29 protein-coding genes are annotated in these 25,378 nt (G+C 39.7%); 20 read left to right on the plus strand and 9 right to left on the minus strand.

Annotated elements, in window-relative coordinates; genetic code table 11:
* Positions 1 to 16: 16 nt before the first annotated feature.
* Positions 17 to 1,027 carry a tryptophan--tRNA ligase gene (trpS, locus tag IGI54_RS05650; RefSeq protein WP_071861457.1) on the minus strand — a complete coding sequence of 337 codons (1,011 nt, stop codon included), beginning with the start codon at positions 1,025 to 1,027 and terminating at the stop codon, positions 17 to 19.
* Between the two features lie 262 nt (positions 1,028 to 1,289).
* Here trpS and IGI54_RS05655 point away from each other — a divergent pair, with 262 nt between their 5' ends.
* Genes IGI54_RS05655 through IGI54_RS05670 form a run of 4 tightly spaced genes read left to right on the plus strand, consistent with a single transcriptional unit; the run spans position 1,290 to position 4,188 of the window.
* Complete coding sequence (locus IGI54_RS05655) at positions 1,290 to 2,027, plus strand: amino acid ABC transporter ATP-binding protein (protein WP_071861299.1); 738 nt, start codon at positions 1,290 to 1,292, stop codon at positions 2,025 to 2,027.
* An 11-nt stretch (positions 2,028 to 2,038) separates the two neighbouring features.
* The gene (locus IGI54_RS05660) at positions 2,039 to 2,872 is read left to right on the plus strand and encodes a transporter substrate-binding domain-containing protein (RefSeq protein ID WP_071861300.1); all 834 of its coding nucleotides are present in this window, start codon (positions 2,039 to 2,041) and stop codon (positions 2,870 to 2,872) included.
* Positions 2,872 to 3,516, plus strand: coding sequence for an amino acid ABC transporter permease (locus IGI54_RS05665; protein WP_071861301.1), 645 nt, complete (start codon positions 2,872 to 2,874; stop codon positions 3,514 to 3,516). Before IGI54_RS05660 ends, IGI54_RS05665 begins: the two co-directional genes overlap by 1 nt.
* Positions 3,517 to 3,531: 15 nt before the next feature.
* Positions 3,532 to 4,188, plus strand: coding sequence for an amino acid ABC transporter permease (locus tag IGI54_RS05670; protein ID WP_071861302.1), 657 nt, complete (start codon positions 3,532 to 3,534; stop codon positions 4,186 to 4,188).
* Between the two features lie 40 nt (positions 4,189 to 4,228).
* On the opposite strand, the gene IGI54_RS05675 is transcribed toward IGI54_RS05670, so the two are convergent.
* Positions 4,229 to 4,471, minus strand: coding sequence for a hypothetical protein (locus IGI54_RS05675; protein ID WP_430621419.1), 243 nt, complete (start codon positions 4,469 to 4,471; stop codon positions 4,229 to 4,231).
* Between the two features lie 139 nt (positions 4,472 to 4,610).
* Between IGI54_RS05675 and racE the strand changes: the two genes are divergently transcribed.
* The 5 genes from racE (at position 4,611) to rpsN (ending at position 8,344) form a co-directional block, all read left to right on the plus strand.
* Positions 4,611 to 5,429 (plus strand): glutamate racemase, encoded by an 819-nt coding sequence (gene racE, locus IGI54_RS05680; protein WP_430621420.1) that lies wholly within the window; start codon positions 4,611 to 4,613, stop codon positions 5,427 to 5,429.
* A 43-nt stretch (positions 5,430 to 5,472) separates the two neighbouring features.
* Positions 5,473 to 6,813 (plus strand): ribonuclease PH, encoded by a 1,341-nt coding sequence (rph, locus tag IGI54_RS05685; protein WP_430621421.1) that lies wholly within the window; start codon positions 5,473 to 5,475, stop codon positions 6,811 to 6,813.
* Positions 6,810 to 7,322: a metallophosphoesterase gene (locus IGI54_RS05690; RefSeq protein ID WP_216429306.1), complete on the plus strand. Its 513-nt coding sequence runs from the start codon at positions 6,810 to 6,812 to the stop codon at positions 7,320 to 7,322. Before rph ends, IGI54_RS05690 begins: the two co-directional genes overlap by 4 nt.
* A gap of 92 nt (positions 7,323 to 7,414) precedes the next feature.
* Positions 7,415 to 7,906 (plus strand): cyclic-di-AMP-binding protein CbpB, encoded by a 492-nt coding sequence (gene cbpB / locus IGI54_RS05695; RefSeq protein WP_430621422.1) that lies wholly within the window; start codon positions 7,415 to 7,417, stop codon positions 7,904 to 7,906.
* A gap of 168 nt (positions 7,907 to 8,074) precedes the next feature.
* Positions 8,075 to 8,344, plus strand: a complete 270-nt coding sequence (gene rpsN, locus IGI54_RS05700; protein ID WP_071861308.1) for a 30S ribosomal protein S14 — start codon at positions 8,075 to 8,077, stop codon at positions 8,342 to 8,344.
* Between the two features lie 55 nt (positions 8,345 to 8,399).
* Here rpsN and IGI54_RS05705 read toward each other — a convergent pair whose 3' ends face one another.
* On the minus strand, positions 8,400 to 9,314 hold the full coding sequence (locus IGI54_RS05705) for a mechanosensitive ion channel family protein (protein ID WP_216429301.1): 915 nt from the start codon (positions 9,312 to 9,314) through the stop codon (positions 8,400 to 8,402).
* A 148-nt stretch (positions 9,315 to 9,462) separates the two neighbouring features.
* Here IGI54_RS05705 and IGI54_RS05710 point away from each other — a divergent pair, with 148 nt between their 5' ends.
* Entirely contained in the window at positions 9,463 to 10,476 is a 1,014-nt protein-coding gene (locus tag IGI54_RS05710) for a branched-chain amino acid aminotransferase (protein WP_430621423.1), read from the plus strand.
* 213 nt (positions 10,477 to 10,689) lie between these two features.
* Here IGI54_RS05710 and IGI54_RS05715 read toward each other — a convergent pair whose 3' ends face one another.
* Both IGI54_RS05715 and fabI read right to left on the minus strand, forming a co-directional pair.
* Positions 10,690 to 11,073, minus strand: a complete 384-nt coding sequence (locus IGI54_RS05715) for a VOC family protein (protein WP_430621424.1) — start codon at positions 11,071 to 11,073, stop codon at positions 10,690 to 10,692.
* Positions 11,074 to 11,357: 284 nt separating this feature from the next.
* Complete coding sequence (gene fabI, locus IGI54_RS05720; protein WP_430621425.1) at positions 11,358 to 12,113, minus strand: enoyl-ACP reductase FabI; 756 nt, start codon at positions 12,111 to 12,113, stop codon at positions 11,358 to 11,360.
* 162 nt (positions 12,114 to 12,275) lie between these two features.
* Between fabI and fabZ the strand changes: the two genes are divergently transcribed.
* A complete protein-coding gene (gene fabZ / locus IGI54_RS05725; RefSeq protein ID WP_071861313.1) occupies positions 12,276 to 12,722 on the plus strand; it encodes a 3-hydroxyacyl-ACP dehydratase FabZ in 447 nt (148 codons plus the stop codon).
* 42 nt (positions 12,723 to 12,764) lie between these two features.
* Here the strand turns inward: fabZ and IGI54_RS05730 are convergent, their stop codons facing one another.
* Positions 12,765 to 13,511 carry a peptidylprolyl isomerase gene (locus tag IGI54_RS05730; RefSeq protein ID WP_313631317.1) on the minus strand — a complete coding sequence of 249 codons (747 nt, stop codon included), beginning with the start codon at positions 13,509 to 13,511 and terminating at the stop codon, positions 12,765 to 12,767.
* A 444-nt stretch (positions 13,512 to 13,955) separates the two neighbouring features.
* The gene (gene gap, locus IGI54_RS05735) at positions 13,956 to 14,966 is read right to left on the minus strand and encodes a type I glyceraldehyde-3-phosphate dehydrogenase (protein ID WP_071861315.1); all 1,011 of its coding nucleotides are present in this window, start codon (positions 14,964 to 14,966) and stop codon (positions 13,956 to 13,958) included.
* Positions 14,967 to 15,213: 247 nt separating this feature from the next.
* Here gap and obgE point away from each other — a divergent pair, with 247 nt between their 5' ends.
* The 8 genes from obgE to IGI54_RS05775 all read left to right on the plus strand — a co-directional run bounded on the left by obgE (position 15,214) and on the right by IGI54_RS05775 (position 23,784).
* A complete protein-coding gene (obgE, locus tag IGI54_RS05740) occupies positions 15,214 to 16,527 on the plus strand; it encodes a GTPase ObgE (RefSeq protein ID WP_071861316.1) in 1,314 nt (437 codons plus the stop codon).
* A 705-nt stretch (positions 16,528 to 17,232) separates the two neighbouring features.
* Positions 17,233 to 17,967: a winged helix-turn-helix domain-containing protein gene (locus IGI54_RS05745; protein WP_071861317.1), complete on the plus strand. Its 735-nt coding sequence runs from the start codon at positions 17,233 to 17,235 to the stop codon at positions 17,965 to 17,967.
* 122 nt (positions 17,968 to 18,089) lie between these two features.
* Complete coding sequence (locus IGI54_RS05750; protein WP_430621426.1) at positions 18,090 to 18,647, plus strand: DUF1269 domain-containing protein; 558 nt, start codon at positions 18,090 to 18,092, stop codon at positions 18,645 to 18,647.
* 76 nt (positions 18,648 to 18,723) lie between these two features.
* Positions 18,724 to 19,647: a ribonuclease Z gene (gene rnz / locus IGI54_RS05755; RefSeq protein WP_216429293.1), complete on the plus strand. Its 924-nt coding sequence runs from the start codon at positions 18,724 to 18,726 to the stop codon at positions 19,645 to 19,647.
* 13 nt (positions 19,648 to 19,660) lie between these two features.
* Positions 19,661 to 20,449, plus strand: a complete 789-nt coding sequence (locus IGI54_RS05760; protein WP_071861320.1) for an SDR family NAD(P)-dependent oxidoreductase — start codon at positions 19,661 to 19,663, stop codon at positions 20,447 to 20,449.
* A gap of 9 nt (positions 20,450 to 20,458) precedes the next feature.
* On the plus strand, positions 20,459 to 20,887 hold the full coding sequence (locus tag IGI54_RS05765; RefSeq protein ID WP_216429291.1) for a LapA family protein: 429 nt from the start codon (positions 20,459 to 20,461) through the stop codon (positions 20,885 to 20,887).
* 90 nt (positions 20,888 to 20,977) lie between these two features.
* A complete protein-coding gene (gene recJ, locus IGI54_RS05770) occupies positions 20,978 to 23,257 on the plus strand; it encodes a single-stranded-DNA-specific exonuclease RecJ (RefSeq protein WP_430621427.1) in 2,280 nt (759 codons plus the stop codon).
* A gap of 14 nt (positions 23,258 to 23,271) precedes the next feature.
* The gene (locus tag IGI54_RS05775) at positions 23,272 to 23,784 is read left to right on the plus strand and encodes an adenine phosphoribosyltransferase (RefSeq protein ID WP_071861323.1); all 513 of its coding nucleotides are present in this window, start codon (positions 23,272 to 23,274) and stop codon (positions 23,782 to 23,784) included.
* Between the two features lie 97 nt (positions 23,785 to 23,881).
* Here the strand turns inward: IGI54_RS05775 and IGI54_RS05780 are convergent, their stop codons facing one another.
* Positions 23,882 to 24,145: a hypothetical protein gene (locus tag IGI54_RS05780; protein ID WP_216429285.1), complete on the minus strand. Its 264-nt coding sequence runs from the start codon at positions 24,143 to 24,145 to the stop codon at positions 23,882 to 23,884.
* 202 nt (positions 24,146 to 24,347) lie between these two features.
* The gene (lexA, locus tag IGI54_RS05785) at positions 24,348 to 24,971 is read right to left on the minus strand and encodes a transcriptional repressor LexA (RefSeq protein ID WP_216429283.1); all 624 of its coding nucleotides are present in this window, start codon (positions 24,969 to 24,971) and stop codon (positions 24,348 to 24,350) included.
* Between the two features lie 132 nt (positions 24,972 to 25,103).
* On the opposite strand from lexA, the gene IGI54_RS05790 reads away from it, so the two are divergent.
* A complete protein-coding gene (locus IGI54_RS05790; protein WP_010744792.1) occupies positions 25,104 to 25,346 on the plus strand; it encodes a DUF896 family protein in 243 nt (80 codons plus the stop codon).
* Positions 25,347 to 25,378 lie beyond the last annotated feature (32 nt).

Here is a 25,378-nt window from a genome sequence, read left to right on the forward strand (position 1 = left end):
TAGTATCTAAAAAAATTTAAGCAAAATAATTAATGCCCATTGCTTGTTTCACTTCAGCTAAAGTTTGGGCGGCAACTGCTTGGGCTTTTTCACTGCCGTTTTTCAAAATTTCCATGACCGCTTCGGGATCTTTGGCAAATTCTTCTCTTCGCGCACGAATTGGTCCAAACTCGGCTTCTAAGACTTCGATTAAATAACGTTTAATCTTTACGTCGCCAAGACCACCGTGACGGTAGTGCTCTTTCAGCTCAGCGATTTTTTCTTTATCCGTTCCGAAAACATCTAGGTAGGTAAAGACCATATTGCCTTCCACTTGGCCAGGATCTTCGACATGAATATGATTTGGATCGGTATACATACTCATCACTTTTTTTGCTAACACATCGGCAGGATCGGCAATATAAATCCCGTTGCCTAATGACTTACTCATCTTCCCATTGCCATCGATGCCCGGTAAACGTCCCATGCCTTTTTCGGGGAAGACACCTTTAGGCTCAATCAAGACCTCGCCATAAGTATGATTGAAGCTTTGGACGATTTCTTGGGTCTGTTCCAGCATTGGTTTTTGATCTTCGCCTACAGGAACGAGATTCGCTTTGAAGGCAGTGATATCTGAAGCCTGTGAAACGGGATAGATGAAGAATCCGGTCGGAACACTTTCACCAAATTTCTTTTGTTCGATCTCTGATTTCACGGTTGGATTGCGGCGGACACGTCCGACGCTAACTAAGTTGAGATAGTACATCGTCAATTCTGCTAGCTCAGGAATTTGTGATTGAATAAAAAGATTGGAACGTTTTGGATCTAAGCCGACAGCCAAATAATCAAGGGCGACTTGTAAGACGTTGGATGAAACTTTCTCCGGATTTTTTGCATTATCCGTCAACGCCTGCATGTCAGCAATCATGATGAATAATTTATTTTCGGGATCTTCTTGCATCAGTACGCGATTTTTAAGCGAACCTACGTAATGTCCTAAATGTAGTTGTCCAGTTGGACGATCTCCAGTTAAAATGATGTTTTTCATTAGCTCACCTTTTCGTAAAATTTCTTTCAATAGTCTCTTCAAATACTACCTTTTTTTTCTTCTCATGACAACTCTTATAAAGTTTTCCTTCAAATTAGAAAATGTCCAGATGTCAAAAAATATCACATGGTTGTGCTAAGAGTTGGAATAATTTTTTTTGACGTTGAGTTTTTTTCTTTACAAATTAAAAAAACTTAGCTTATAATGAGACTTATCTTGTAAAAATTAGAAAACTATAAGAATAGAATAGGGGTGGTTAGACATGCCAATGGTTGAATTTAAGCATGTAGAAAAGTATTATGGAAAGTTTCATGCCTTGAAAAATATTGATTTAACCTTTGAAAAAGGGGAAGTCGTTGTAGTGATCGGGCCATCTGGTTCTGGGAAAAGCACCATGTTGCGCTGCATTAATGGGCTTGAAGATATCACTTCTGGCGAACTACTAGTGAATGAGAAGAATTTACATAGTAAAGAAGTTAAGCTAAAAGAAATTCGGAAAAATATCGGAATGGTCTTTCAGCATTTTAATTTGTACCCGAATAAAACCGCGTTAGAAAATATTACGTTGGCTCCAATCAAAGTTTTGAAGCAATCTTCTCAAGAGGCCACTAAGGCAGCTGAAAAATTATTAGACCGAGTAGATATGTTAGATAAGAAGGATTCTTATCCCTCCATGTTATCGGGCGGACAGCAGCAACGAATCGCCATCGCTCGTGGCTTAGCGATGAATCCAGATTTGCTGCTTTTTGATGAACCGACGTCAGCTCTCGATCCAGAGATGATCGGTGATGTACTGAATGTCATGAAAAAAATTGCCAGAGACGGCATGTCCATGATCGTCGTGACCCATGAAATGGGGTTTGCTAAAGAAGTGGCGGACCGCATTATTTTTATGGCGGAAGGGGAAGTTTTAGAAGACACTAGAGATGTTAAAGGCTTCTTTGACAAACCGCAAGATGAACGGGCGCAACAGTTTGTAAGCAAAGTAATCAATCATTAGGAGGCGGCTTTATGTCAAAAGTAAAAAAAATCGTCTCCTTTCTATTCCTTTCACTACTTGTCGTGACTGTATTGTCAGGATGCAAGGGAGAGAGTGTCGCCAATGAGGATATTGCGACACGAATCAAAGCAGAACCCGTCATTACGTGGGGCGTGAAATATGATACCCGCCTGTTCGGGATGATGGACATCAAGACTCGTGAAGTCGAAGGTTTTGATATTGATATTGCTAAAGCCATCACGAAAGAAATTTTAGGCAAGGATGGCAAAGCGGAATTTGTCGAAGTGACTTCTAAGACACGGATTCCTTTACTGAAAAATGGGAATATCGATGCCATTATCGCGACAATGACCATCACCGAGGATCGCAAAAAGCAAGTTGATTTTTCTGATATTTATTTTGATGCGGGACAGTCTTTACTGGTTAAAAAGGGTAGCCACATTAAAGATATCAAAGATCTAACTAGTAATGATACAGTATTAGCGGTCAAAGGTTCAACCTCAACAATCAACATCCGCAAGCATGCGCCTGACGCAAAAATTTTGGAGTTGGAAAATTATGCAGAAGCCTTTACTGCTTTACAATCGGGACAAGGTCAAGCGATGACCACCGATAACGCGATCCTTTTAGGGATGGCTTCAGAAAATGACGATTATCAATTGACTGGCGGAACGTTTACGAACGAACCGTATGGAATCGCCATCAACAAAGGTCAAGATGCATTCTTAAAAGAAGTTAATACGGCTTTACGTAAGATGCACGACAATGGAACGTATAACCAGATTTTTGAAAAATGGTTCCCTAAAGATGCAGAAGGTCGTGCGGAAAAGGGGGCGCAATTTTAATGGCGAATTTATTTCAAACGTACTCAGCTGATTTTGTCAACGGCTTTAAATACACGCTATACGCTAGTTTATTGGCGCTGGTTTTCAGCTTGATCATCGGGACCTTAATGGCTATTTTACAGCTGTCCCACAACGGAATCATTCGACGACTAGCCAAGGCTTATGTTGCATTCTTCCGAAATATTCCATTGCTGATTATCGTCATGTTCTTTTATGTCGTTGCACCCATGTATTTTTACAGCTTTGATGGTTTCCAAGCAGGGACGATTGGCTTGACGATCTATACGTCCGCTTTTATCGCAGAGACGGTCCGTTCAGGGATTCAGACAGTACCGAAAGGTCAAACAGAGGCGGGCTTGTCTTCAGGTTTTTCTTATGCAGAGACGATGCGTTATATTGTCTTACCGCAAGCTTTTAAAATTGTGATCCCGCCGTTAGGGAATCAGTTTATCAATTTGATCAAAAACTCATCGATTTTAGCGATGGTTGCTGGTTTAGACTTGATGTACCAAGGAGATCTGATCGCCAGCAATACCTTTAACACATTCGACACCTATATTATTGTTGGGTTGTTCTATTTAATTTTAACGCTGCCATTGTCTTATCTAATGAACTTTTTGGATAAGCGCTGGTCGAAGGCCTAGAAAGGAAGGGATGAAGTGGATATGAGTGGAGCTTTTTCATGGATTAATATGCGATTCCTTCTAGATGGGCTGTGGGTGACGATTCAAGTCTCTGTGGTTTCAATTATTTTTAGTATGATTCTCGGAGGGATTGCGGGGACGGTTCGTTATAGTGGTATCCCAGTCTTGTCAAAAGTTGTCGGACTGATTGTTGATATCATTCGAAACTTGCCGCTATTGTTAATTATTTTCTTTACTTATTTTGCATTGCCCCAGATCGGTATTAAGCTGAATATTTTTTGGGCCGCGGTAGCTGCTTTGACGATTTTTGAATCAGCGATGTTGTCAGAAATCTTCCGAGCGGGATTGAACGCGGTGCCCAGTGGGCAAACAGAAGCGGGGATGTCCTCAGGTCTGACCTATGTTCAGACGTTGACTTTGATCATCATGCCCCAAGCCTTTAAATCAATGCTGCCGGCAATTTTGAGTCAGTTAATCTCATTGATCAAGGATACGTCATTGGCGGTGATCATTTCTTTACCAGAGCTGATGCACAACGCCAAAATTATTTACGGACAAAATACTAATTATGTGATCCCTATGTTTATTGCTATGACGGCGATGTATTTTGTGGTTTGTTATGTGCTGTCACTCTTATCAAATGTTTTAGAGTCCAGCAAATATAATTATTAAAAAAAACGAGCCCTTCAACATGGAAGGGTTCGTTTTTTTATTATTCTTTTTCTCTTTCAGTTTGTTCTTCGGTTTCTTTCATCGCTGGATCTTCATAGACTGCACCGGCTTGTGTTTTACCTAGTTTTTCTAACATGCTAGGTTCTTCTTTTTCTTTGCTTTCATCTTTCTTTATTTCTGTTTCATGTTCTGTGTTCTTGATTGCTGGGTCTTCGTTTCGTGCGCCGGCTGAAACTTTTCCTAGACTTTCGGCTAAATTTTCGGTCCGTTCTTTTTTATCCATTTTCATCCACCTCTCTCAATTTAAGTGTAGCACCATTTGATTTTGCTGCAAAAGGAAACGCTTTTTCGCAGCGGGATTCTAGGGCTTGAATTATTTCGCTAAAAAGTGGAAAATAAGGTGATACTTTGAATTAGATAGGATGAGTGTATTGTCTAACGAAAGACCAATTGGATTTATAGATTCTGGTGTTGGCGGCCTGACAGTTGTAAAAGAAGCGATGCGTCAATTACCAAATGAAGAAATTTTATACGTTGGGGATACGGCACGCTGTCCTTATGGCCCCAGACCCCCAAAACAAGTCATTGAGTTTACTTGGCAAATGACTCGTTTTTTATTGAAGAAAAACATCAAAATGTTAGTGATTGCTTGTAATACCGCAACAGCGGTGGCATTGGAAGAAATCAAAAAAAGCGTGGATATTCCAGTAATTGGTGTAATTCAGCCTGGCGCCCGCGCGGCATTAAAAGCCAGCAACAATAGTCGTGTCGGCGTGATCGGAACCTTAGGCACGGTAAAAAGTGATTCTTACAAAAATGAATTGCAGGAAAAAGCACCTGACACATATGTGTCCAGTTTAGCTTGTCCGAAATTTGTTCCCGTTGTCGAAAGTAATCAATTCGCAAGCTCTGTTGCGAAGAAAATTGTTTCTGAAACGTTAAAGCCTTTAAAATTAGAAAATTTAGATACATTGATTTTAGGCTGTACTCATTATCCATTGCTGCGTCCGATCATTCAAAACGTGATGGGACAACAAATCACCTTGATTGATTCTGGTGCAGAAACGGTTAACGATGTCAGCACCTTACTAGATTATTTCAACTTAAATAATTACGAACAAACAAATCAAAAGGCGCGCACCTTTTATACAACAGGATCGCCTAAAATGTTTAAAGATATCGCCCACGAATGGCTGCAAATTGAAAATCTAAATGTTTTCCATATTGATTTAGGAGAATAAATGATCGTGCAGTCTTTCTTATAAGAACTAGGAGGAAAATAATTTGCGTCATGATGGAAGAAATGTCCAACAATTAAGACCAATAACAATTGAGACAAACGTGTTTAAGCACCCTGAAGGCTCTGTAGTGATCGCTTTTGGGGACACGAAGGTGATTTGTTCTGCGACCTTGGAAGACTCCGTACCGCCGTTTCTACGTGGTAGTGAGACAGGCTGGGTCACAGCAGAATACAGTATGTTGCCACGAGCAACGAATACGCGTAATCGACGAGAGAGCGCGAAAGGAAAATTAAGCGGTCGTACGATGGAAATCCAACGTTTGATTGGTCGTTCCTTACGAGCAGTGATCGATTTAGAAAAATTAGGCGAACGCAGTATTATTGTGGATTGTGATGTGATCCAAGCAGACGGGGGTACACGAACAGCGAGTATTACCGGCGGATTCGTTGCTTTACGCTTAGCGATCAATAAATTATTAGCCAGTGGAGAATTGACCGAAGATCCAATTAAGGAACATTTGGCAGCCATCAGCGTTGGTATTTTGCCTGACGGGACTGTAGTGACTGACTTAGACTATCAAGAGGATTCTGCTGCCGCGGTGGATATGAATCTAGTCATGACCGAATCAGGCCGCTTTGTTGAGATTCAAGGAACCGGAGAAGAAGCTACCTTTGATGATACCGAGTTGAACGCGTTGATTTTACATGGTAAAACAGCGATTGAGGAATTGATTGCTGAACAAAAAACGGCGCTCTATGAAGCGGTAGAGCCCACTGAAGGTAGAACTATCGTGATCGCTACGAGAAATCCAGGAAAAGCGAAAGAATTTGCTGCAATGTTTGCTAAAGATGGTTATCAAGTCAAAACCTTATTGGATTACCCAGAGCTGCCAGACATCGAGGAAACCGGTAAGACCTTTGAGGAGAATGCGCGCTTAAAAGCTGAAACGATTGCTCAGCTGATTAAACAACCAGTCTTAGCCGATGATTCTGGTCTAGTAGTGGATGCGTTAAACGGGATGCCTGGCATCTTTTCTGCTCGCTTTGCAGGAGAACGGAAAAGTGATGCCGCAAATAACGCTAAGCTGTTACATGAATTGACCGATGTGCCAGATGAGAAGCGAACCGCGCATTTTCATTGCACCCTAGTTTTTGCGGCACCGCAAAAAGAAAGCTTGGTAGTTGAGGCAGATTGGAATGGCCGGATTGGCCGCATCCCACAAGGGGATAACGGCTTTGGCTATGATCCATTGTTCATCGTACCGGAATTTAATAAAACCTCCGCTGAATTGACAGGGGAAGAAAAGAATCAACTTAGTCATCGAGGAATGGCTGTGAGAAAGCTAGAAAAAGTTTGGAAGAACTGGTTGGAGGAAAATGAATGAAGTATTTAGTCGTTAGCGACAATCACGGTGATCGTAATATTTTGGTAGAAATCGTTAATCGCTATGTCGGAACAGTGGATCATATGTTCCATTGCGGAGATTCAGAGTTGAAAGCCAGTGACGAGCTGTGGGAACATTTTACAGTTGTCAGCGGAAATTGCGATTATGACCCGGAATACAAAATGGAGCAAGTCGTAACTATTGGACAAGATGTGATCTACATGACGCATGGACACCGGTCAAATGTGCGCTTTGGTTTGACGATGCTGTCCTTGCAAGCGCAAGAAGCGGGAGCAAATATCGCGTTATTCGGCCACATTCATCAAGCTGTTGCAGAAATGGATAAAAAAATGCTGTTCGTGAATCCCGGCAGTATTTCGCAGCCACGGGGACCAGTACAAATTCCCAGCTATGCAATTATCGACAGCGAAGAGGCGGGTTACCATATTCAATTTTATAACCGCGCCCATCAAGCCATTGAAGAATTAGCTGCAGATTTTTCTCGATAGTTTGTAATTTTTATTTAATATTAGCAAAAATAACGCTTTCTTTTTTTTGGTAAGGTAAAATGAGAATGAGTAAATGAGAACGGAGGCGCCATATGATTAGTCCCACAGTTGAACAATTGATGAAGGACCATAAAGAAACCATGATGATCCCAGGAGAGAATGTTGCGACCGTGATGAAAGAACATCCGCTTGAACATGCGCTCTTGCTTTTATCACAAGCGGGCTATTCAACGATCCCCGTGTTGGATAGAGAAGATCATTTTGTTGGCTTATTGAGCTTGAATGATATTGTAAAAAAAATGATGGGCATCGATGGTATTGATACATCCACTTTAAGTGAATATAGCGTGGCTGATGTGATGAAAACCGATGTTGCTGTCATGCGTGAAGATGCCGACTTGGAAGATATATTGCATCTCGTGGTTGATTCTGCGTTTTTACCAGTGATTGACAAGGCCGGTATTTTTCAAGGTATTGTGACCCGACGAGAAATTTTAAAAGCAGTAAATTATACCTTCCATGCTCTAGGTAGAAAAAGTCAGTCAGCGACGAAGGTTTTACTGCATAGCCATTCACCAAAGTAAAAGATCCTGGAAAGGGTCTTTTTTTCTTGCTTTAACAAGTCAGCTTACTTGTTTCCGATACAGAACAATTGACAGACACAAAGCCCGTGTGCTATTTTTATCAAGTGTTTAAAATGAAATGATTACGATTAAGCTCGATTAAATAATAAAATGAAAAGGAGCAATGATATGGCAAAAAAATCAAAGATTGTTAAAATGCAAAAACAACAGGCGTTGATCCAACAATATGCAGAGCAACGTTTAGCGTTAAAAGCCGCAGGCGACTATGAAGGTTTGGCAAAATTACCACGCGATTCAAATCCCAATCGTTTGAAAAACCGTGATCAAATCGATGGCCGACCAAGAGGCTATATGCGTAAATTTGGAATGTCCCGGATAAAATTCCGTGAGTTGGCTCATCAAGGACATATTCCAGGTGTTAAAAAAGCTAGTTGGTAACACTTAATCAAAGAATAAAAAGGCGACGTATGAAAAATTCATACGTCGCCTTTTGCTATTTTCCAGTCAAAATTGGATTGCTTGGAATGGCAAAGCCATGTTCATGAAGTGTCTTTACGTAGGCTGTCAAAAACTCTTCCTGCAATTTGTATTGCTTCCCATTCGTCACATACATGATTGTTCGAATCGCATAATTACTATTGCCTAAATCCACCATCCCAAAAAGATCGGGACCGTCAAATATCTCAGCTTTAAATTGTTCAGCTAATTTTTGATTTGCTTCGTCAATTAATTGACTAATTTGGTCGTAGCCTTCATCCGGTTGGATTCGAACGTCTACTTTGACTTGCATATGAGCGCGAGAAAGGTTACTGATCGTCGTGATGTTACGATTCGGAACAAAGTGAACCGTTCCGTCAGCGGATTTCATTTGCAGCATTCGGATTCCTACAGAAGTTACCGTGCCTTCGATTTGCCGATCAACTAGGCGGATGTAGTCACCAACATCAATTTGTTGTTCCATGATAATGAAGAAACCAGTAATGATGTCATTCGTAAATCCTTGAGCGCCTAAGCCAATCGCGATTCCGGCAATTCCTGCTCCAGCTAATAGAGAGCCAACGGGAATACCTAGCGTATCTAGAATCGAGTATAAGAAAAAGAACAGTAGTGTGTAAGAAAAAATATTCGCTGCCAATGCGTGGAGCGTTTCGATTCGGGTCGCGTTATCAGCCATTTTTTTCTTTTGGCGTTCAAAGGATTGATTAATTAAAAAGGTGCCGACTTTACGAATTAAAAAGAACAGCACTAAGACTGCAATAATGGTGATACCTTTCTGGATAACGACAGAAAAGACATGATCCCAATCAACCGACTGCCAATACTTCTGCCAAGCGCTAAGCTGCTGGGTTGCTTGATCGACGACGTTCGTGTTGCTAGAATCTACTGTTTGAGATGCATTTAAAAACATAAGCCACTCCTTGAGATTAATAAAATCAGTTTAACAATCTTTTGAAAATCTGTCGACTGGAGAAAATGATTTTAGAAAAACCTAAAAAATCATGACAAGGAAGGAAGAAAGTGATAGACTAGCTTTTAAATAAGAAGGAGATGATAGAATGGTGAATATAAAATGGGAAGAATTAGGTTTTGATTATATCAAGACGCCTTTTCGCTATATTTCTCATTGGAAAAACGGTCAATGGGAGAATGGCGTATTAACAGAGGATAATACAATCACCATTAATGAAGGCTCGACTTGTCTCCATTACGGACAGGAATGTTTCGAAGGATTGAAGGCTTATCGTCGAGAAGACGGGCGGATCAATCTCTTTCGACCGGATGAAAATGCGAAACGGTTAAATAAAAGTGCTGCACGGATGCAGATGCCTGAGGTACCGACAGAAATGTTTATCGATGCTGTTAAACAAGTCGTCAAAGCCAATGAAGAATACGTGCCACCTTTTGGGACCGGTGCGACACTTTATTTGCGACCGTATTTAATTGGGGTAGGGCCGAATATCGGAATCGTACCTGCGCCAGAATATATCTTTAGTGTTTTTTGTATGCCTGTTGGTCCGTATTTTAAAGGTGGCTTGACACCAAGTAACTTTGTGGTTTCTGAATACGATCGCGCGGCGCCTTATGGAACCGGGGCAGCAAAAGTCGGGGGTAACTATGCGGCTAGTTTATTACCAGGTCAGATCGCTCACGATCGCTCATTTTCTGATTGTATTTACTTAGATCCTGCGACCCATACAAAAATTGAAGAAGTCGGCTCGGCGAATTTTTTTGGGATCACTCATGACAACCAATTCATTACACCCAAATCACCATCGATCTTACCAAGTATCACGAAATATTCTTTGCTTTATTTGGCTCAGGAACGCTTTGGCTTAGAAGCGCTCGAAGGAGATGTTCGCTTGGATGAGTTGGATAAATTCGCTGAAGCCGGAGCCTGTGGGACGGCGGCAATCATCGCTCCAATCGCCGGAATTCAAAATGGTGAAGACTTCCATGTATTCTACAGTGAAACAGAGACAGGTCCAGTGACGAAAAAATTATATGATGAATTAGTTGGTATTCAATTTGGCACAGTAGAGGCACCTGAGGGTTGGGTTTTTGAAGTTTGATGGGAAAAGAAATAGAGGAGAAAAATGGATATCATCTGGAATATTTTAGCAGTATTAAGTATCCTATTTTTGATTCTATGGATTTTTCTGGCCCGCATTCATTATCAAAAAAGCACGATTGATTCTTCGATGAAATGAATTTTTCATGCGATGTTGATGGCCTTTTTGGATATCTTTTAAAAAAATCGTCCCTCACAAGGAGAGACGATTTTTTTATGCTGTGATTTCGATTTGATTTTCTTCTGGCCCTAAAATACAGCTTTCGTAGTAGCCGTCACCGGTGGTTCGTGGGCCTGACAATACTTGATACCCGTCGGCTGCCAAATGAGCGGTAAGGGTGTCTACAGCTTCTTTTGAACCTAGTGAAAAGGCCAGATGGGTATAGCCAGTAAGAAAAGCAGCTGTTTCTTTCTCGATCATTTCCGGACGAGTCATCAGTTCTAGACGAGCACCGTCAGAAAAGCTTAAAAAATAAGTCCGTAAGCCAGTTTTTGGATTATGGTATTGGTCATTACTGGTCGCCTCAAAATAGGTTTCAAAAAAAGTTTTGGCTGACTCTAGATACTTTACATACATCGCAACGTGTTCGATTTTCATAAAAAGCTCCTTTTTATTTTAAGTGTAACACAAGCAAGGGGAATCGGTTTAAAGAAACGTAGTCATTTCTCATAGCCGATAAAGTTAGACAGCTATCTCTGCTAAAAGAAATCATTTTTCAAAAAACTTGAAAAATGATTACTATCTTCGTCACGCATACGATCGGACTAAACTGTCTAATCGTTAACTTGGTGATAGCACATTATTAGTTTTTATCCATGATGATATTGCCAAAAGTCCGACTCGCAAAAAAAGACGTGCTGAATTTCAGCACGTCTAACTGTTTAACTTAAGTGAACACCTTTATCAACGTAGATAACGTCACCGATGATTCCAGTTGCCAAAGGACTTAGCAAGAAGGCACAAGAATTGCCGACTTCTTCAATTGTTACAGCTACTTTGTCTGGTGTCCGTTCTTCTGAAAGACTTAATAATGATTGGTAATCTTTCACGCCTGTAACAGCCAAGGTTTTGATAGCTCCGGCAGAGATCGCATTGACCCGAATATTTTTTGGAGCTAGTTCAGTTGCAAGGTAACGAACTTCGGCTTCTAAAGCCGCTTTAGCGATACCCATCATGTTGTAGTTTGGAATCGAACGTTCAGACCCCATGTAAGTCATAGTGACAATGCTGCCGCCCTCAGTCATTAATGGCGCCGCATATTTTGAAACAGCTAATAATGAATAAGCACTGATATCTTGCGCTAATTGGAAGCCGTCTCGGGTAATTTCGGTTACGTTACCTGAAAGCTCTTCTTTGTTAGCAAAAGCAATCGAATGAACTAAACCATCAATTGTATCAAATTTTTCTTTGATTACCGAAAAAGTTTCAGCAATTTTTTCATCGCTAGCCACATCAAGCTCAAACATATGTGCATCTTCGCCCACTAATTTGACTAAATTTTTCTTCATGCGGTCGTTTTGGTACGTGTAAATAATTTCGGCTCCTTGATCAGCGATGGCTTTAGCACATCCCCAGGCAATACTTTTTTTATTGGCTACACCTGTCACGATAATTTTTTTTCCAGCTAAAATAGACATTAAATGACACACTCCTAAATAATATAAAAAATAATATGTTCTCATTATGTTGGAAAAAGCTTTGATTGTCAAACTATTTTTTTAGATATTCGTTAACACCTTGATTAAACCATTAGAATATGATAGTTTGATAATCAAATAAAATATTCATTGAGGTGCAAAATGGAAAAAATTATGAATGTCGAAGAAATTATGGCTGCGATCCCAAATCGCTTTCCCATTTACTATTTAGATGCAGTCACAGAATTTGAAGATGAGAAGCATATTACGGCGATGAAAAATCTAACGATGAACGAAGATTTTTTTCAAGGTTATTTCCCTGGCGAACCGATTATGCCTGGAACATTAATTGTTGAAGCCTTGGCGCAAGCAGGTTCCTTACTGATTTTGAAATCCGCAGCCTTTGAAGGGAAGACAGCCTACATCGGTGGCATCAACAAAGCCAACTTTTTAGAATTTGTTCGTCCAGGCGATACTTTGTTTTTGAATTTTGATATCCAAAAAATTAAAGGTCCGGTTGGAACAGCGAAAGCGTGGGCAACGGTGGAAGATAAAACGGTCACCGAATGTGAATTCACCTTCATCGTGGGGGATAAAGAACAAAAATAAATACAAAATAGAGGCTGGCCGTAATGGCGAGCCTCTTACTGGTTATTTAGGTTCTTGCAATACTTTTACTTCGCTAACCTTCACTGGATTGGTTGGGGTTGATTTTTCGCCAGATCCGCCATCTTTAACTTCACCATCAGCGATTTTATCGACAACGTCCATGCCTTCAGTAACTTGACCAAAGACCGTATATTCGCCATCAAGTTGAGGAGCGCCGCCCTTTTTGTAAGCGTCGATGATTTTCTCTGGGTAATATTGGATCGCTAAACCATCACTAACATCTTCTTTGTTGGTAACAATGAAGAATTGACTGCCATTGCTACTGCGAGATTCAGCTCGGGCCATTGAAAGAGCACCGCGAATATTATAAAGCTGGTTAGAGGTTTCCGTTTTGAAGCCTTTTTTCCAAATGCTTTCGCCGCCAGTACCATCGCCTTTAGGATCTCCGCCTTGAATCATAAAATCTTTGATCACGCGGTGGAAAGGAGTGTCCTTATAATAGCCATCTTTTGCATGCTTAACGAAATTTTCTACCGCTTTAGGGGCTTGTTTAGGGAACAATTTGATCTTAACGTTCCCTTCAGTGGTTACTAACTCTACAAGATACTCATCATCAGTAACTTTGTTATCAAGCTGGGGCAACGCTACTTTATTTAGATTTACACTGGATTCAGTTGTTTTTGCAGAACTATCCTTTGTATCATTTGTTGCGCTATCACTTTTGCAAGCAGTAAATAGGCCAAGTGCTAAAACTAAGCTTGCGCTGATCATTGCTTTTTTTAGTTGCATAAAATTCTCCTTTTAAACTTATTATCATCCCTATGATAACAAACTTTTAATGGACTTCCTATGAAAAAAAGGTGACTTTTATTTCAAAAAATTTATACATACTCTTAGTAATTAGATTTAGAACGATTTTATAGAAATTGAAGAAAAAATGCTGTTTACGAAAATTAATATTGCTTTAAATAGAATCTCGATCGATGGTTTACGGTTTTTTAGGGCGAGGGGATAGATTTGAGAAAAATAAAATGCAGCTAGCACATAATAAGGAGGCATTTTTATGAAAAATACTTCCACTTTCGTACGCCTATCATTAGGCTAAACGGTATGTTCATCATCAGCTCAAATAGTTTATGAAAACCTCAAGCCAAAGACACTGAAAAAGGCAGCACTCGCAAAAAAAAGAGATCGAATGAACGATCTCCTTTAAAAATTCAATATTTATCTATTTTATAGGTTAGCGAATTTTTCTAATAGACGAATCATTTGGCAAGTGAAGCCGTATTCGTTGTCGTACCAAGCAACAGTTTTAACTAATTGGTAGTCGCCTGCAGAAGTTACTTCTGTTTGAGTAGGGTCAAAGATTGATCCTTGAGTAGTACCGATTACGTCGCCAGAAACGATTTCGCGGTCGTCATAACCGAATGATGGGTTATCAACGGTATGTTTTTTGATTGCTTCGTTAACTTGATCAGCAGAAACTTTTGTTTTAAGTACTGAAACCAATTCAGTTAATGAACCATCAACAACGGGAACACGTTGCGCATGTCCTTGTAATTTACCGTTTAATTCTGGAATTACTAAACCAATTGCTTTAGCAGCACCAGTTGAATGTGGAATTGTGTTATCAGCAGCAGAACGTGCAGCACGTAAGTTGCCGCCTTTAACTGGTCCGTCTAACAACATTTGTGTTGAAGTATAAGCGTGAACAGTTGTCATTGTACCAACTTCAATGCCGAATTCTTCGTTTAAGAAGTAAGCCATTGGAGCTAAGCAGTTTGTTGTACATGAACCAGCAGAGATAATTTTATCATTTGAATCTAAAGTGTCATCATTTACGTTGTAAACAATTGTTTTCATTTGTCCAGCAGGAGCTGAGATAACGACACGTTTAACGCCAGCATCGATGTGAGCTTGTGCTTTTTCTTCAGATGTGTAGAAACCTGTACATTCTAAAACGATATCAACACCGTTTTCTTTTGCCCAAGGGATTTTACTTGCATCTGGTTCAGCGTATACACGAGTTTTTTCACCGTCAACTACGATTGAATCTTCTGTTGCAGTAACTGTACCTGGGTATGTGCCATGTGTTGAATCAAATTGTAACAATTGTGCCAACATTGTAGGACTTGTTAAATCGTTGATTGCTACCACTTCAATATCGTCTGATACTTCTTTGATACGGCGGAAAGCCAAGCGACCAATACGTCCAAATCCATTAATACCTACTTTTACTGTCATAACCAAAAGTTCCTCCTTTTTATATCAAGCAATGCTTGATGCCTTACTCTTTTAATTGTGCAACGCATCAATTTTTTTGTCAAAAGATATATCCTGTAGAAGAAATCATGAGAAGAATTTCAAAAAATTACTAAGCTCTATCAATAAGAATGGACTTTTTCTCTGAATCTGGCTACAATATATGAGACTTTGTTTAGTGTGGAGATTCAGTAGTCAAAAAGAATATAACTATAAGGAGGACACCAAGATGTCCATGTTTTTAGATCAGGTAACAATTGATATTAAAGCTGGTAAAGGCGGCGACGGAATGGTTGCGTTTCGTCGTGAGAAATATGTTCCTGATGGCGGCCCAGCTGGCGGTGACGGTGGTCGCGGCGGTGATGTGATCTTAGTTGTCGATGAAGGTCTACGGACTTTGATGGATTTTCGTTACAATCGTCATTTTCGTGCGACACCGGGAGAAAATGGGATGAGTAAAGGGATGCACGGCCGTGGAGCCGAAGATACCTATGTCAGCGTTCCCCCTGGTACCACGGTTCGCGATGCGGATACCGGCGCTTTGATCGGTGACTTGATTGAAAATGGTCAGGAATTGATCGTTGCTCATGGTGGTCGCGGCGGCCGTGGAAATACCCGATTTGCTTCACCAAGAAATCCTGCGCCTGAATTAGCTGAGAACGGCGAGCCAGGTCAGGAACGTCATATTGAATTAGAATTAAAAGTCTTAGCAGATGTCGGCTTAGTTGGTTTTCCTTCTGTCGGTAAATCAACCATCCTTTCAGTGATTTCCTCGGCCCGTCCCAAAATCGGCGCCTATCATTTTACAACCTTGGTTCCAAATCTAGGTATGGTAGAAACTAGTGATGGTCGAAGCTTTGCCGCTGCCGATTTACCTGGTTTAATCGAAGGAGCCTCACAAGGTGTTGGGCTAGGTACACAGTTTTTACGTCACATCGAACGGACTCGCGTGATTTTACATGTAATCGATATGAGTGGGATGGAAGGTCGTGATCCTTACGAAGATTACCAAGCCATCAACAAAGAGTTAGGCACACATAACTTGCGATTGTTGGAACGTCCACAAATTATTGTGGCCAACAAAATGGATATGCCGAATGCCGAAGAAAACTTAAAAAAATTCAAAGCAGAATTGCAAAAAGAAAAAGAAGACGAGTTTGCGGATGATATTCCGGTCTTCGCAATTTCAGCGATTACTAAACAAGGCTTAGATAATTTATTAAGCGCGACTGCAGATTTATTAGAGGTAACGCCAGAATTCTTGTTGTATGATGAAGAAGTTGAAGAAGAAACCGTAAATTACGGCTTCCAATCAGATGAACCAGAGTTTACGATTACTCGTGAACCAGATGCAACTTGGGTATTGAATGGTGAAAAATTAGAAAAACTATTCAAGATGACCAATTTCGATCATGATGAAACCGTGATGCGCTTTGCTCGTCAATTACGCTCTATGGGTGTTGACGAAGCCTTACGTGCTCGGGGAGCCAAAGATGGCGATCTTGTTCGAATTGATAAATTTGAATTTGAATTTGTCGATTAATCGAAAATAGAAAGAAGGAGCTGTAACAGAACACTGTTGCAGCTCCTTCTTTGTTACGCATAAATCATCAAAATTATTTTGAACGAAAATAAATCAACGTTGTGTTTTATCAGTTTTATGTAACGACAATCATTAATTTATCATGAGGAGAATTTTATGATTTTGAGTAGGTAAATAGATGAAAAGAAAAATAAAAATAATACATCGTCATAATGGTTGTTATTTAAAAAAATTCATTAGCTATTTTTTGGTTTTTTATTCCAAAAACAATAGGCTGATTTCTACGAACGATGAAAAGGCTTACCTTAAATAAGTAAACAAAAAATTTTTAAAAATCAATAGAATTAATCATTATTGTTACGGGCATTAATTTTGAATACGAAAGAGAAAAAAATATTTTTGATGATCTGCTGAGAAGAGTAATAGTAACTGTTATATGTTTTTAAATTTTTGTGAATGATGAAGAAAAACGTTGTTTAAAAATGATAATTGTATTATTTTAATAAAGAAAAGTTTTTTTAACCCAAAAATTTTATTGACAACGCTAATTATGATTACTAAAATATAAACATTTTTGTAGCATTTGAACAGTTCCAAGTGTAAACTTACGAAGTATAAAGTAACAATTATATTGTTAAATAATAAAAAAATCCAAATCGGTAGGTTGGGAACTTATTTTTAATAATAAAAAAGGGGAATAACGTTATGCAAGTATTGATTTTGACACACAATATTTTAGTTGAGAGACCATTAGTAGAAAAGTTACAAAGACTGAATATCGAGGTTTTAAGTTCTGCAAAACTATTAACGATGATTCAAGCTAATCAAGTGCCGTTAGAAGTGTTAAGCTTCTTTGATATCGTGATTGTTAGTGAAACAATCTCTGATCAAGAGCTCACAGTTATTTTAGAAAAAGTTGGTGACAAATTCACAATTATTCGTGAAGCAGATCGTCTGCCACAAAAAGAAGAAAAGGCGGATTGGGAAGCTCAAGGCGTGGATGAATGGTTACTTGAAGACGAAACACTTAGCGGGTTAAGAGAGAAACTTGCTGAGAAAACGTTGAAAGAATCAGTTTATTCGATCGGCTTTGGTATGAGACAACAACAGGATGAGAACGAACAAGAAAAACGGCCATTGCCTTTATGGAATTTGACGCGTTCGGAACGTGAGATGCTAAGCACGTTAATTGCAACGAAAGAGGCACCGATCAGTCGGAACGATCTAGCGATTAAAATTTGGGGCGACAGTGATTCAGCCAGTCATATGACGAGACTTTCTACTATTATTAAGCACCTTCGCAATAAATTGAAAATCGACGGTGTCGAATATGATGTTATTCGTACGAATTGGGGCGAAGGCTATCAATTATCAAAAGTATTCTTTGATCACTATGTAGTCGATGATCGAATTATGGAAGAAATCAAAACTGGGAAGTAATTCCCAGTTTTTTTATAGTTTATTTGTTTACATAATTATTTTATGTTTTAAAAAGCTCGTTCTATTTTCAAAAAGCGCTATTTATTGCTAAACTAGAAAAAAAGATAGAGGAGTGGTAATGAATGGAAAAACGAGTGATTGTAATGAATTTTGATGTTGAATCAAAAGCCTATGAAGCCTTTTCAAAAGCAAAACGGTTGCACATGAGTAAGGCGTTTAAAGGTGAACAAATGGCGGTTATCCATCATTCAAATGATGGTGAACATAAATTTGTGATCGAAGATTTTCTTGATTTCACCGGCAGCAATAAAAGTTCAACTGGTGGTCTGATTGGGATGATGGTTGGAATCTTAGGTGGTCCAGTGGGCATTTTATTAGGCTGGTTTACTGGTGGCATGATTGGTGCGACTCGCGATGCAAAAGAAGTGCGAGAAGCGACAGGGGTCTTTGAATTCTTGATCGATAAAGTCGGAGAAGGCGATACCGCATTATTACTGATTGCTGAAGAGGACGACAATCGGGCATTGAATCAATTAATCATGATGGAGCTTGGCGGTGAGATTACACGCTTAGACTACGCGGAAGTCGAAGCTGAGGTTAAAGAAGCTCAGGAGATGGAAAAAAATTCAGCTGACCAAAAGAAAGAAACGGATTCGGAAAAGCGATCTGATCAAAAATAAAAATCTCCTATTTCGATTGCACTGAGTCAGACTTTCTTCTAAAATAAAACTAATTTGAAAGAAAGTCAGGATAATTATGGAATTAGAATTCTTAGGAACGGGTGCTGGCGTCCCAGCAAAGCATAGAAACGTTAGTAGTTTAGCCTTAAAATTATTAGATGAACGAAATAAAATCTGGTTATTTGATTGTGGTGAAGGAACGCAGATGCAAATTCTGCGAACCAATATCAGACCCCGCAAGATCGAAAAAATCTTTATTTCTCATTTACATGGTGACCATATTTTTGGGCTGCCAGGCTTATTAAGTAGTCGTTCATTTCAAGGCGGTGAGGAACCCATTGAGATTTATGGCCCCGCTGGTTTGGAAAATTATGTTCGAACTTCGTTACAAGTAACAAAGACACATTTGTCTTATCCCCTACAATTCATTGAACTTCATGAGGGAACGATATTTAAAGATAAACAATTTAGCGTGGAGTGCATGCTGTTAGACCACGGAGTCGACAGTTACGGTTTTCGTGTTACTGAAGCAGATCATGATGGTACGCTTCAAGTAGAGAAGCTGGCGGCTTTAAATATCCCTGCTGGACCGATTTTTGGAAAGCTGAAACAAGGTCAAATGGTCACTTTAGCCGATGGACGCACGATCAACGGTCAAGACTTTGTTGGTGAAAGTAAAAAAGGTCGGATCGTGACGATTTTTGGTGATACTCGCTTTACAAATAAATCAAGTCGCTTTGCTGAAAATAGTGATGTGATCGTCCATGAAAGTACCTTCAACAAAGATGAAGCGAAACTGGCGAAGGCATATTTTCATACAACGACACAGCAAGCCGCGATGATTGCAAAAGAAGCTGGAGCCAAAAAATTGATTTTGACTCATATTTCAGCACGCTATTTGGCTAAAGAAGCACAAACGTTAGAAGAAGAAGCGCAGGCTGTTTTTCCCAACTCACAGTTAGCGAAAGATTTTGATATTGTGGAAATTCCATTTGTATAAAGGAGGGAACTTGATGGATTTAACAGATAAAGTAGTCGTAGTAACTGGTGGTTCCGCTGGTTTAGGTGAGCAAATTTGTTACGAGGCGGCTAAGCGTGGCGCAATTGTGGTTACTTGTGCTAGACGAATCAATTTGATTGGTCAAGTGAAAGAACATTGCAGCGAGTTAAGTGGGAAGGCAGCCTATGCTTTTCAATTGGATATTGCTGATCCTGAGAGTGTTGAGTCGGTTATCGAAAAAATCGCAGACGAAGTTGGAACGGTGGACGTCTTAGTGAATAATGCTGGTTTCGGCATGTTCAAAGACTTTACCGAGTTTGATTTAGCAGACGCGAAAAAAATGTTCGATGTTAACGTCCTTGGGATGATGTATTTTACTCAAAAGATCGCGCTATCAATGGTAGAAAAGAAACGTGGTCATATTTTTAATGTGGCTTCAATGGCTGGGAAGATGGCGACACCGAAGTCAACCATTTATTCAGCGACAAAATTTGCGGTACTAGGTTTCTCAAATGCTTTAAGGCTGGAATTAAAACCAGCAAATGTTTGGGTAACTACGATTAATCCCGGTCCAATTGCAACAGAATTTTTCGATAAGGCAGACCCAAGCGGCAATTATTTAGAAAATTTAGGTGGGATCGTCTTAGATCCGAAAAAAGTAGCTGCAACGATCGTCAACAAAATGGGCAAACCGACACGCGAAATCAATCGACCGTTTATTATGGAAGGGGCAAGCCGTTTTTATGGATTATTCCCGCATATTGGTGATTTTCTAGCTGGAGGACTATTTAATAGAAAGTAGGAAATCAAAATGAAAAAGCAATGGAAAGTTTTTCTAGGGTTTATTTTAGTCTTACTCGTTGTCATTTTTGCTCTTTCAAACAGTCAGCAAGTACCAGTTAATTTTATTGTTAAAAAGATCTATCTGTCATTAGTCCTGATTATTATTGGGTCAGCCTTAATCGGAGCTGTGGTGGTCTTCTTAACTTCAGGTACAACGCTTTTTCAACAACGGAAAGAAATCAAACAGTTAAAAGAAACGATTCAAGAGTATGAAAACAATAATGAAGAAAAGTTAACAGCTGAAAAAGCAGCACTTCAGCGAGAAAAAGAGAATGAAATTGCCACATTAACAGCTAATTACGAAAGTCTATTGAAAGAAAAGGATCGTGCGTTAGCCGACAAAGAGATGCGGGATCAGACAAATGATCCACAACATCCGATTGATTATTATGATTAAAAAGAAGACCTTTGCATCGATTGCAAAGGTCTTCTTCTCTTTCTTGTCTGATTTTTTTTTGCTATACTAAGACGGTTGGGAAGTGATACAGTGAAAAAATCAAGTTTCGATTGGCAAATGAAAGTGGCCTCGCCAATTGATGAAGCTTTTAAAGCGGAATTAATCAAGCAAGGCTACAGCGAAACATTTGCAGAACTTTTATGGAATCGAAATATACATACAGTAAAAGAATTCTCGCAGTTGTTACAAGCGAATATTGATGAATTACATGATCCGTTTTTAATGCATGATATGGAAAAAGCAGTTGACCGCATTCAAATGGCAATCATGGAAGGTCAGCCGATTTTGGTTTATGGCGATTATGACGCCGATGGAATCACTAGTACGTCGATTATGTTAGAGACATTGGAGATGATCGGTGCAGATGTTCATTATATTTTGCCCAATCGGTTTATCCACGGATACGGACCGAATACAGAGCTTTTCGCCGAAAAGATCAACGAAGGTATTCAGCTGATTATTACGGTTGATAACGGGGTAGCTGGCAATGAAGCAATCGACTTTGCCAATTCACAAGGTGTTGATGTCATCGTTACTGATCATCACGAGTTGCCGCCAGTCTTACCAGATGCCTATTGTATTGTTCATCCTCGTCACCCGGAAGGAAATTATCCCTTTGGCGAATTAGCCGGGGCCGGCGTAGCCTTTAAGTTAGCCACCGCTTTATTAGAAGAAGTTCCTTTAGAAATGCTGGATCTTGTGACGATCGGCACAGTCGCCGATTTGGTCTCGATGACGGGTGAAAATCGAAATTTAGTTAAGCTCGGGTTACAAGCAATCAAGCAGACACAACGATTAGGCTTATTGGAGTTGTTAAAAGTCAGCAGTGTCGATTTGCAAAAAGTGGATGAAACAAGTATCGGCTTCAGCTTAGGACCAAGGTTAAATGCCATCGGTCGATTAGGTGATCCCAATCCAGCCGTGGAGTTGATGACGACATTCGATGAAGAAGCCGCTCATGATCTCGCGGGTAAATTAGATCAAATTAATAATGAACGGAAGCAGATCGTGCAAGAGACGACTGCTGAAGCTACCACTTTAGTAAATCCTGAAGATGCGGTCCACTTGATCGCAGCGGAAGGCTGGAATCCAGGAGTTCTTGGAATCGTAGCGGGTAATATTTTAAAGCAAACTGGAAAACCAACGATTGTTTTATCCATTGATTCTAATGGTGTGGCTAAAGGTTCAGGACGTAGCATTGAAGCGTTAGACCTATTTGGCATGCTGAACACGATGCGCTCTGAATTCACATATTTTGGCGGTCATGCGGCCGCTGTTGGTTTAACGATGCCAGCAGAAAACATTCCAGTTTTACAAAAAATGATGAATGAATATATCACAAAGGAAGCCATTGATTTAAGCAAAGGCTCAACCTTGTTGATTGATGAAGCCTTGGACTTGTCAGAAATCACACTAAAATTTACCGAAGAACTAAAAAAATTGGCACCTTTTGGGACAGACAATCCAGCACCACATTTTTTAGTAAAGGGAAATGTCAATTTCTTCAAACGCATCGGTAGCGATCAGCAGCACGTGAAGTTTTCTTTGCAAGGTGCTGACAACCAATTAGATGCGATTGGTTTTGGCTTCGGGGCGGAAAGTGAAGAAATCCAACAGCCAGAAACGCAATTTGTTGGGGATCTTGAAATTAATGAATGGAATGGTCAGAAAAAAGTTCAATTACGTTTAATAGATTTTGCTTCTAGTGGCATGCAGGTGATTGATCGCCGTGCCAAACATACATGGACGCAAAAAATTGAAGATGATGGTGCTTTATATTTGGCGTTTAAAAAACCTAGTCAAAAGCTATTTGCCAACGAATTACAGCGATCGATTACGTTATATGACAAAGCGATCGATTGGTCTGCCTATGAACAACTGATTGTATTGGATTGTCCCGACCAGAAGGAACTACTGCAAGAAATTGTTGATTTAGGGAAATTCCAACGGATTTATTTATTTCTTTACAGTCCGGATGAAGCATATTTAAACGGCCTGCCTAAACGGGAACAGTTTGCCAAGCTTTATCAATTCTTTCTAAAGCACCCCCGGGTGGATATCCGCTATAAACTAAAAAATGTTTCAAATTATTTAAGAATTCCAGAAAAATTACTAGTATTCATGATTCACGTGTTTTCTGAGCTAAAATTTGTTACAATAGACGACGGCGTTTTACAAATGGTAGATTCACCGCAGAATCGTGCCTTTGAAGAAAGCAAAATTTATCAAGAGCGCTTGTCTCAAATCGACAGCGAAGAATTTTTACTAATGAACGACATCCAAACTATTAGAAATTGGCTGAAAGGCTAGGAGGAACAACCAAAATGGATTTAAAAGACTATATTGCAAGTATTCCAGATTATCCCAAAAAAGGCATCGTCTTTCGTGACATCTCGCCATTAATGGCAGACGGCGAGGCTTATCGTGAAGCAACCAAGCAAATCGTGAATTATGCAAAAGAAAAGCAAATCGACATGGTAGTAGGACCTGAAGCACGCGGCTTTATCGTTGGCTGTCCAGTCGCATTTGAATTAGGTTTAGGCTTTGCACCAGTTCGTAAACCGGGAAAATTACCCCGTGAAGTGATTGAAGTAGAATACGAAAAAGAATACGGAACAGATACATTGACTATTCATAGTGATGCGATCAAACCCGGACAGCGCGTACTGATCACAGATGATCTTTTAGCAACGGGCGGAACGATCAAAGCAACGATTGAATTGGTAGAACAATTAGGCGGGATCGTCGTTGGCTGTGCCTTCTTAATCGAATTAGATGAATTACACGGACGCGATAAGATCAAAGGGTATGATATCTTAACGTTGATGGACTATTAAAAATAAAACAGGGACCCTCTTATAATCTGAGAGAGTCCCTGTTTTATTTTTACTACTATCCAAAAAGCTACTAACAACTGGTTAGCGCTAAATAAGTTTAGGCAGATTTATGATAACGATGATCATAAGTCACGTAATAGAAATCTTCGGAAGGTTCCTTGTAATACTGTTCTTCTTCGACTTCTTCTTCATAATGATGTTCGGCGTAGTGCTGTGCATACTTCCGTTCATCCCATAACATGAACCATACGAGAAACAATCCAGCAAAAATGACGATCGTAGCTAAAGAACCTAATTTACCAATCAATAGACCTAACAACAACACAGCGATAACCAAACCAAATCTTCTTACTGCTTTCATCAAGAATCACTCCTAATTCGTATTATGAATTCATTTTTCAAAAATCGAAAAATGAATCTTATTCTCATCACGCAGGCCATTCCACGGAAGCTGTCCTTTTTTTAAAAGTTCCACACGGGCACACGAACGTTTGTTTGCATATTTATTATACGAATGTTTGTTCGTTTTGTAAAGAAAAAAATAATCGGAAATTGAATTCCGATTAATAAATATGGTTTCGGTACAAACCAACAACTTTTCCTAGAATAGAAACATTAGCAAAAATCAATGGTGCCAATTCATCGTTTTCAGGTTGAAGACGAATGTGATCGGCTTCGCGATAAAATCTTTTACATGTTGCTTCATTTTCGTCAGTCATTGCAATAACGATCTCACCGTTATTAGCCATGGATTGTTTACGAACAATGACGTGGTCGCCATCGTATATACCGGCGTTTATCATACTTTCACCGCGAATTGTCAACATAAAGAGGCTGCCGTCCTCACTTGATAGATCAGGCGGGATAGGGAAAAAGTCTGAAGCTTCTTCAACTGCTAAAATTGGTTCGCCGGCAGTAACGACACCCAGCATGGGGATGACTTGTGGTGTTACACCGATTTTTTCTAAGCCTGTAAGTGTCAGTTCAATTGCCCGTGGTTTTGTGGGGTCACGCTGGATCCAACCTTTTTTTTCTAATCTAGATAGATGTCCATGGACAGTAGAAGTCGATGAGAGATTCACCGCTTCGCCAATTTCTCTTACAGTGGGTGGATAACCTTTATTTTCAACGCGTTCGTGAATGAAACGCAAAACTTCTAATTGTTTAGTTTCTGTTCTTTTTGCCAACGCCCACACCTTCTTTCGTTTTTTTTAGTGTAGCATAATCTTACAAACAAATCAAACAAGCGTTCGCATTTGTTTGTGCTTCCAACTTTGTTTTTTTTATGTATAATTAATAGGGGGAAAGAGGTGCTGAAGATGATTAATGATGAAACAATTGCACGTATCAATGAATTAGCGAAAAAAAAGAAAACGGTTGGTTTAACTGATGCTGAAGCACATGAACAAAAAGTTCTGCGTGAGGAATACATTTCTTCTTTCCGTAGCGGCATGCGGCATCATATTGAAGGGATGAAAGTTGTTGATCCTGAGGGCAACGACGTAACACCAGAGAAATTAAAAGAGATTCAAAAGAAAAAAGGATTGCATAATAGAAAGTAAAATCTTTTAGCGATTTGCAATTGAAAAGTCAA

The organism is Enterococcus sp. DIV0800 (genome assembly GCF_050559735.1).
Classification (GTDB): Bacteria; Bacillota; Bacilli; order Lactobacillales; family Enterococcaceae; genus Enterococcus_A; species Enterococcus_A devriesei.

Coding starts and splice junctions, on each gene's coding strand:
- trpS (WP_071861457.1), bottom strand. CDS start 1,027: ATGAAAAACATCATTTTAACTGGAGATCGTCCAACTGGACAACTACAT.
- IGI54_RS05655 (WP_071861299.1), top strand. CDS start 1,290: ATGCCAATGGTTGAATTTAAGCATGTAGAAAAGTATTATGGAAAGTTT.
- IGI54_RS05660 (WP_071861300.1), top strand. CDS start 2,039: ATGTCAAAAGTAAAAAAAATCGTCTCCTTTCTATTCCTTTCACTACTT.
- IGI54_RS05665 (WP_071861301.1), top strand. CDS start 2,872: ATGGCGAATTTATTTCAAACGTACTCAGCTGATTTTGTCAACGGCTTT.
- IGI54_RS05675 (WP_430621419.1), bottom strand. CDS start 4,471: ATGGATAAAAAAGAACGGACCGAAAATTTAGCCGAAAGTCTAGGAAAA.
- racE (WP_430621420.1), top strand. CDS start 4,611: ATGAGTGTATTGTCTAACGAAAGACCAATTGGATTTATAGATTCTGGT.
- IGI54_RS05690 (WP_216429306.1), top strand. CDS start 6,810: ATGAAGTATTTAGTCGTTAGCGACAATCACGGTGATCGTAATATTTTG.
- cbpB (WP_430621422.1), top strand. CDS start 7,415: ATGATTAGTCCCACAGTTGAACAATTGATGAAGGACCATAAAGAAACC.
- rpsN (WP_071861308.1), top strand. CDS start 8,075: ATGGCAAAAAAATCAAAGATTGTTAAAATGCAAAAACAACAGGCGTTG.
- IGI54_RS05705 (WP_216429301.1), bottom strand. CDS start 9,314: ATGTTTTTAAATGCATCTCAAACAGTAGATTCTAGCAACACGAACGTC.
- IGI54_RS05710 (WP_430621423.1), top strand. CDS start 9,463: ATGGTGAATATAAAATGGGAAGAATTAGGTTTTGATTATATCAAGACG.
- IGI54_RS05715 (WP_430621424.1), bottom strand. CDS start 11,073: ATGAAAATCGAACACGTTGCGATGTATGTAAAGTATCTAGAGTCAGCC.
- fabI (WP_430621425.1), bottom strand. CDS start 12,113: ATGTCTATTTTAGCTGGAAAAAAAATTATCGTGACAGGTGTAGCCAAT.
- fabZ (WP_071861313.1), top strand. CDS start 12,276: ATGGAAAAAATTATGAATGTCGAAGAAATTATGGCTGCGATCCCAAAT.
- IGI54_RS05730 (WP_313631317.1), bottom strand. CDS start 13,511: ATGCAACTAAAAAAAGCAATGATCAGCGCAAGCTTAGTTTTAGCACTT.
- gap (WP_071861315.1), bottom strand. CDS start 14,966: ATGACAGTAAAAGTAGGTATTAATGGATTTGGACGTATTGGTCGCTTG.
- obgE (WP_071861316.1), top strand. CDS start 15,214: ATGTCCATGTTTTTAGATCAGGTAACAATTGATATTAAAGCTGGTAAA.
- IGI54_RS05745 (WP_071861317.1), top strand. CDS start 17,233: ATGCAAGTATTGATTTTGACACACAATATTTTAGTTGAGAGACCATTA.
- IGI54_RS05750 (WP_430621426.1), top strand. CDS start 18,090: ATGGAAAAACGAGTGATTGTAATGAATTTTGATGTTGAATCAAAAGCC.
- rnz (WP_216429293.1), top strand. CDS start 18,724: ATGGAATTAGAATTCTTAGGAACGGGTGCTGGCGTCCCAGCAAAGCAT.
- IGI54_RS05760 (WP_071861320.1), top strand. CDS start 19,661: ATGGATTTAACAGATAAAGTAGTCGTAGTAACTGGTGGTTCCGCTGGT.
- IGI54_RS05765 (WP_216429291.1), top strand. CDS start 20,459: ATGAAAAAGCAATGGAAAGTTTTTCTAGGGTTTATTTTAGTCTTACTC.
- IGI54_RS05775 (WP_071861323.1), top strand. CDS start 23,272: ATGGATTTAAAAGACTATATTGCAAGTATTCCAGATTATCCCAAAAAA.
- IGI54_RS05780 (WP_216429285.1), bottom strand. CDS start 24,145: ATGAAAGCAGTAAGAAGATTTGGTTTGGTTATCGCTGTGTTGTTGTTA.
- IGI54_RS05790 (WP_010744792.1), top strand. CDS start 25,104: ATGATTAATGATGAAACAATTGCACGTATCAATGAATTAGCGAAAAAA.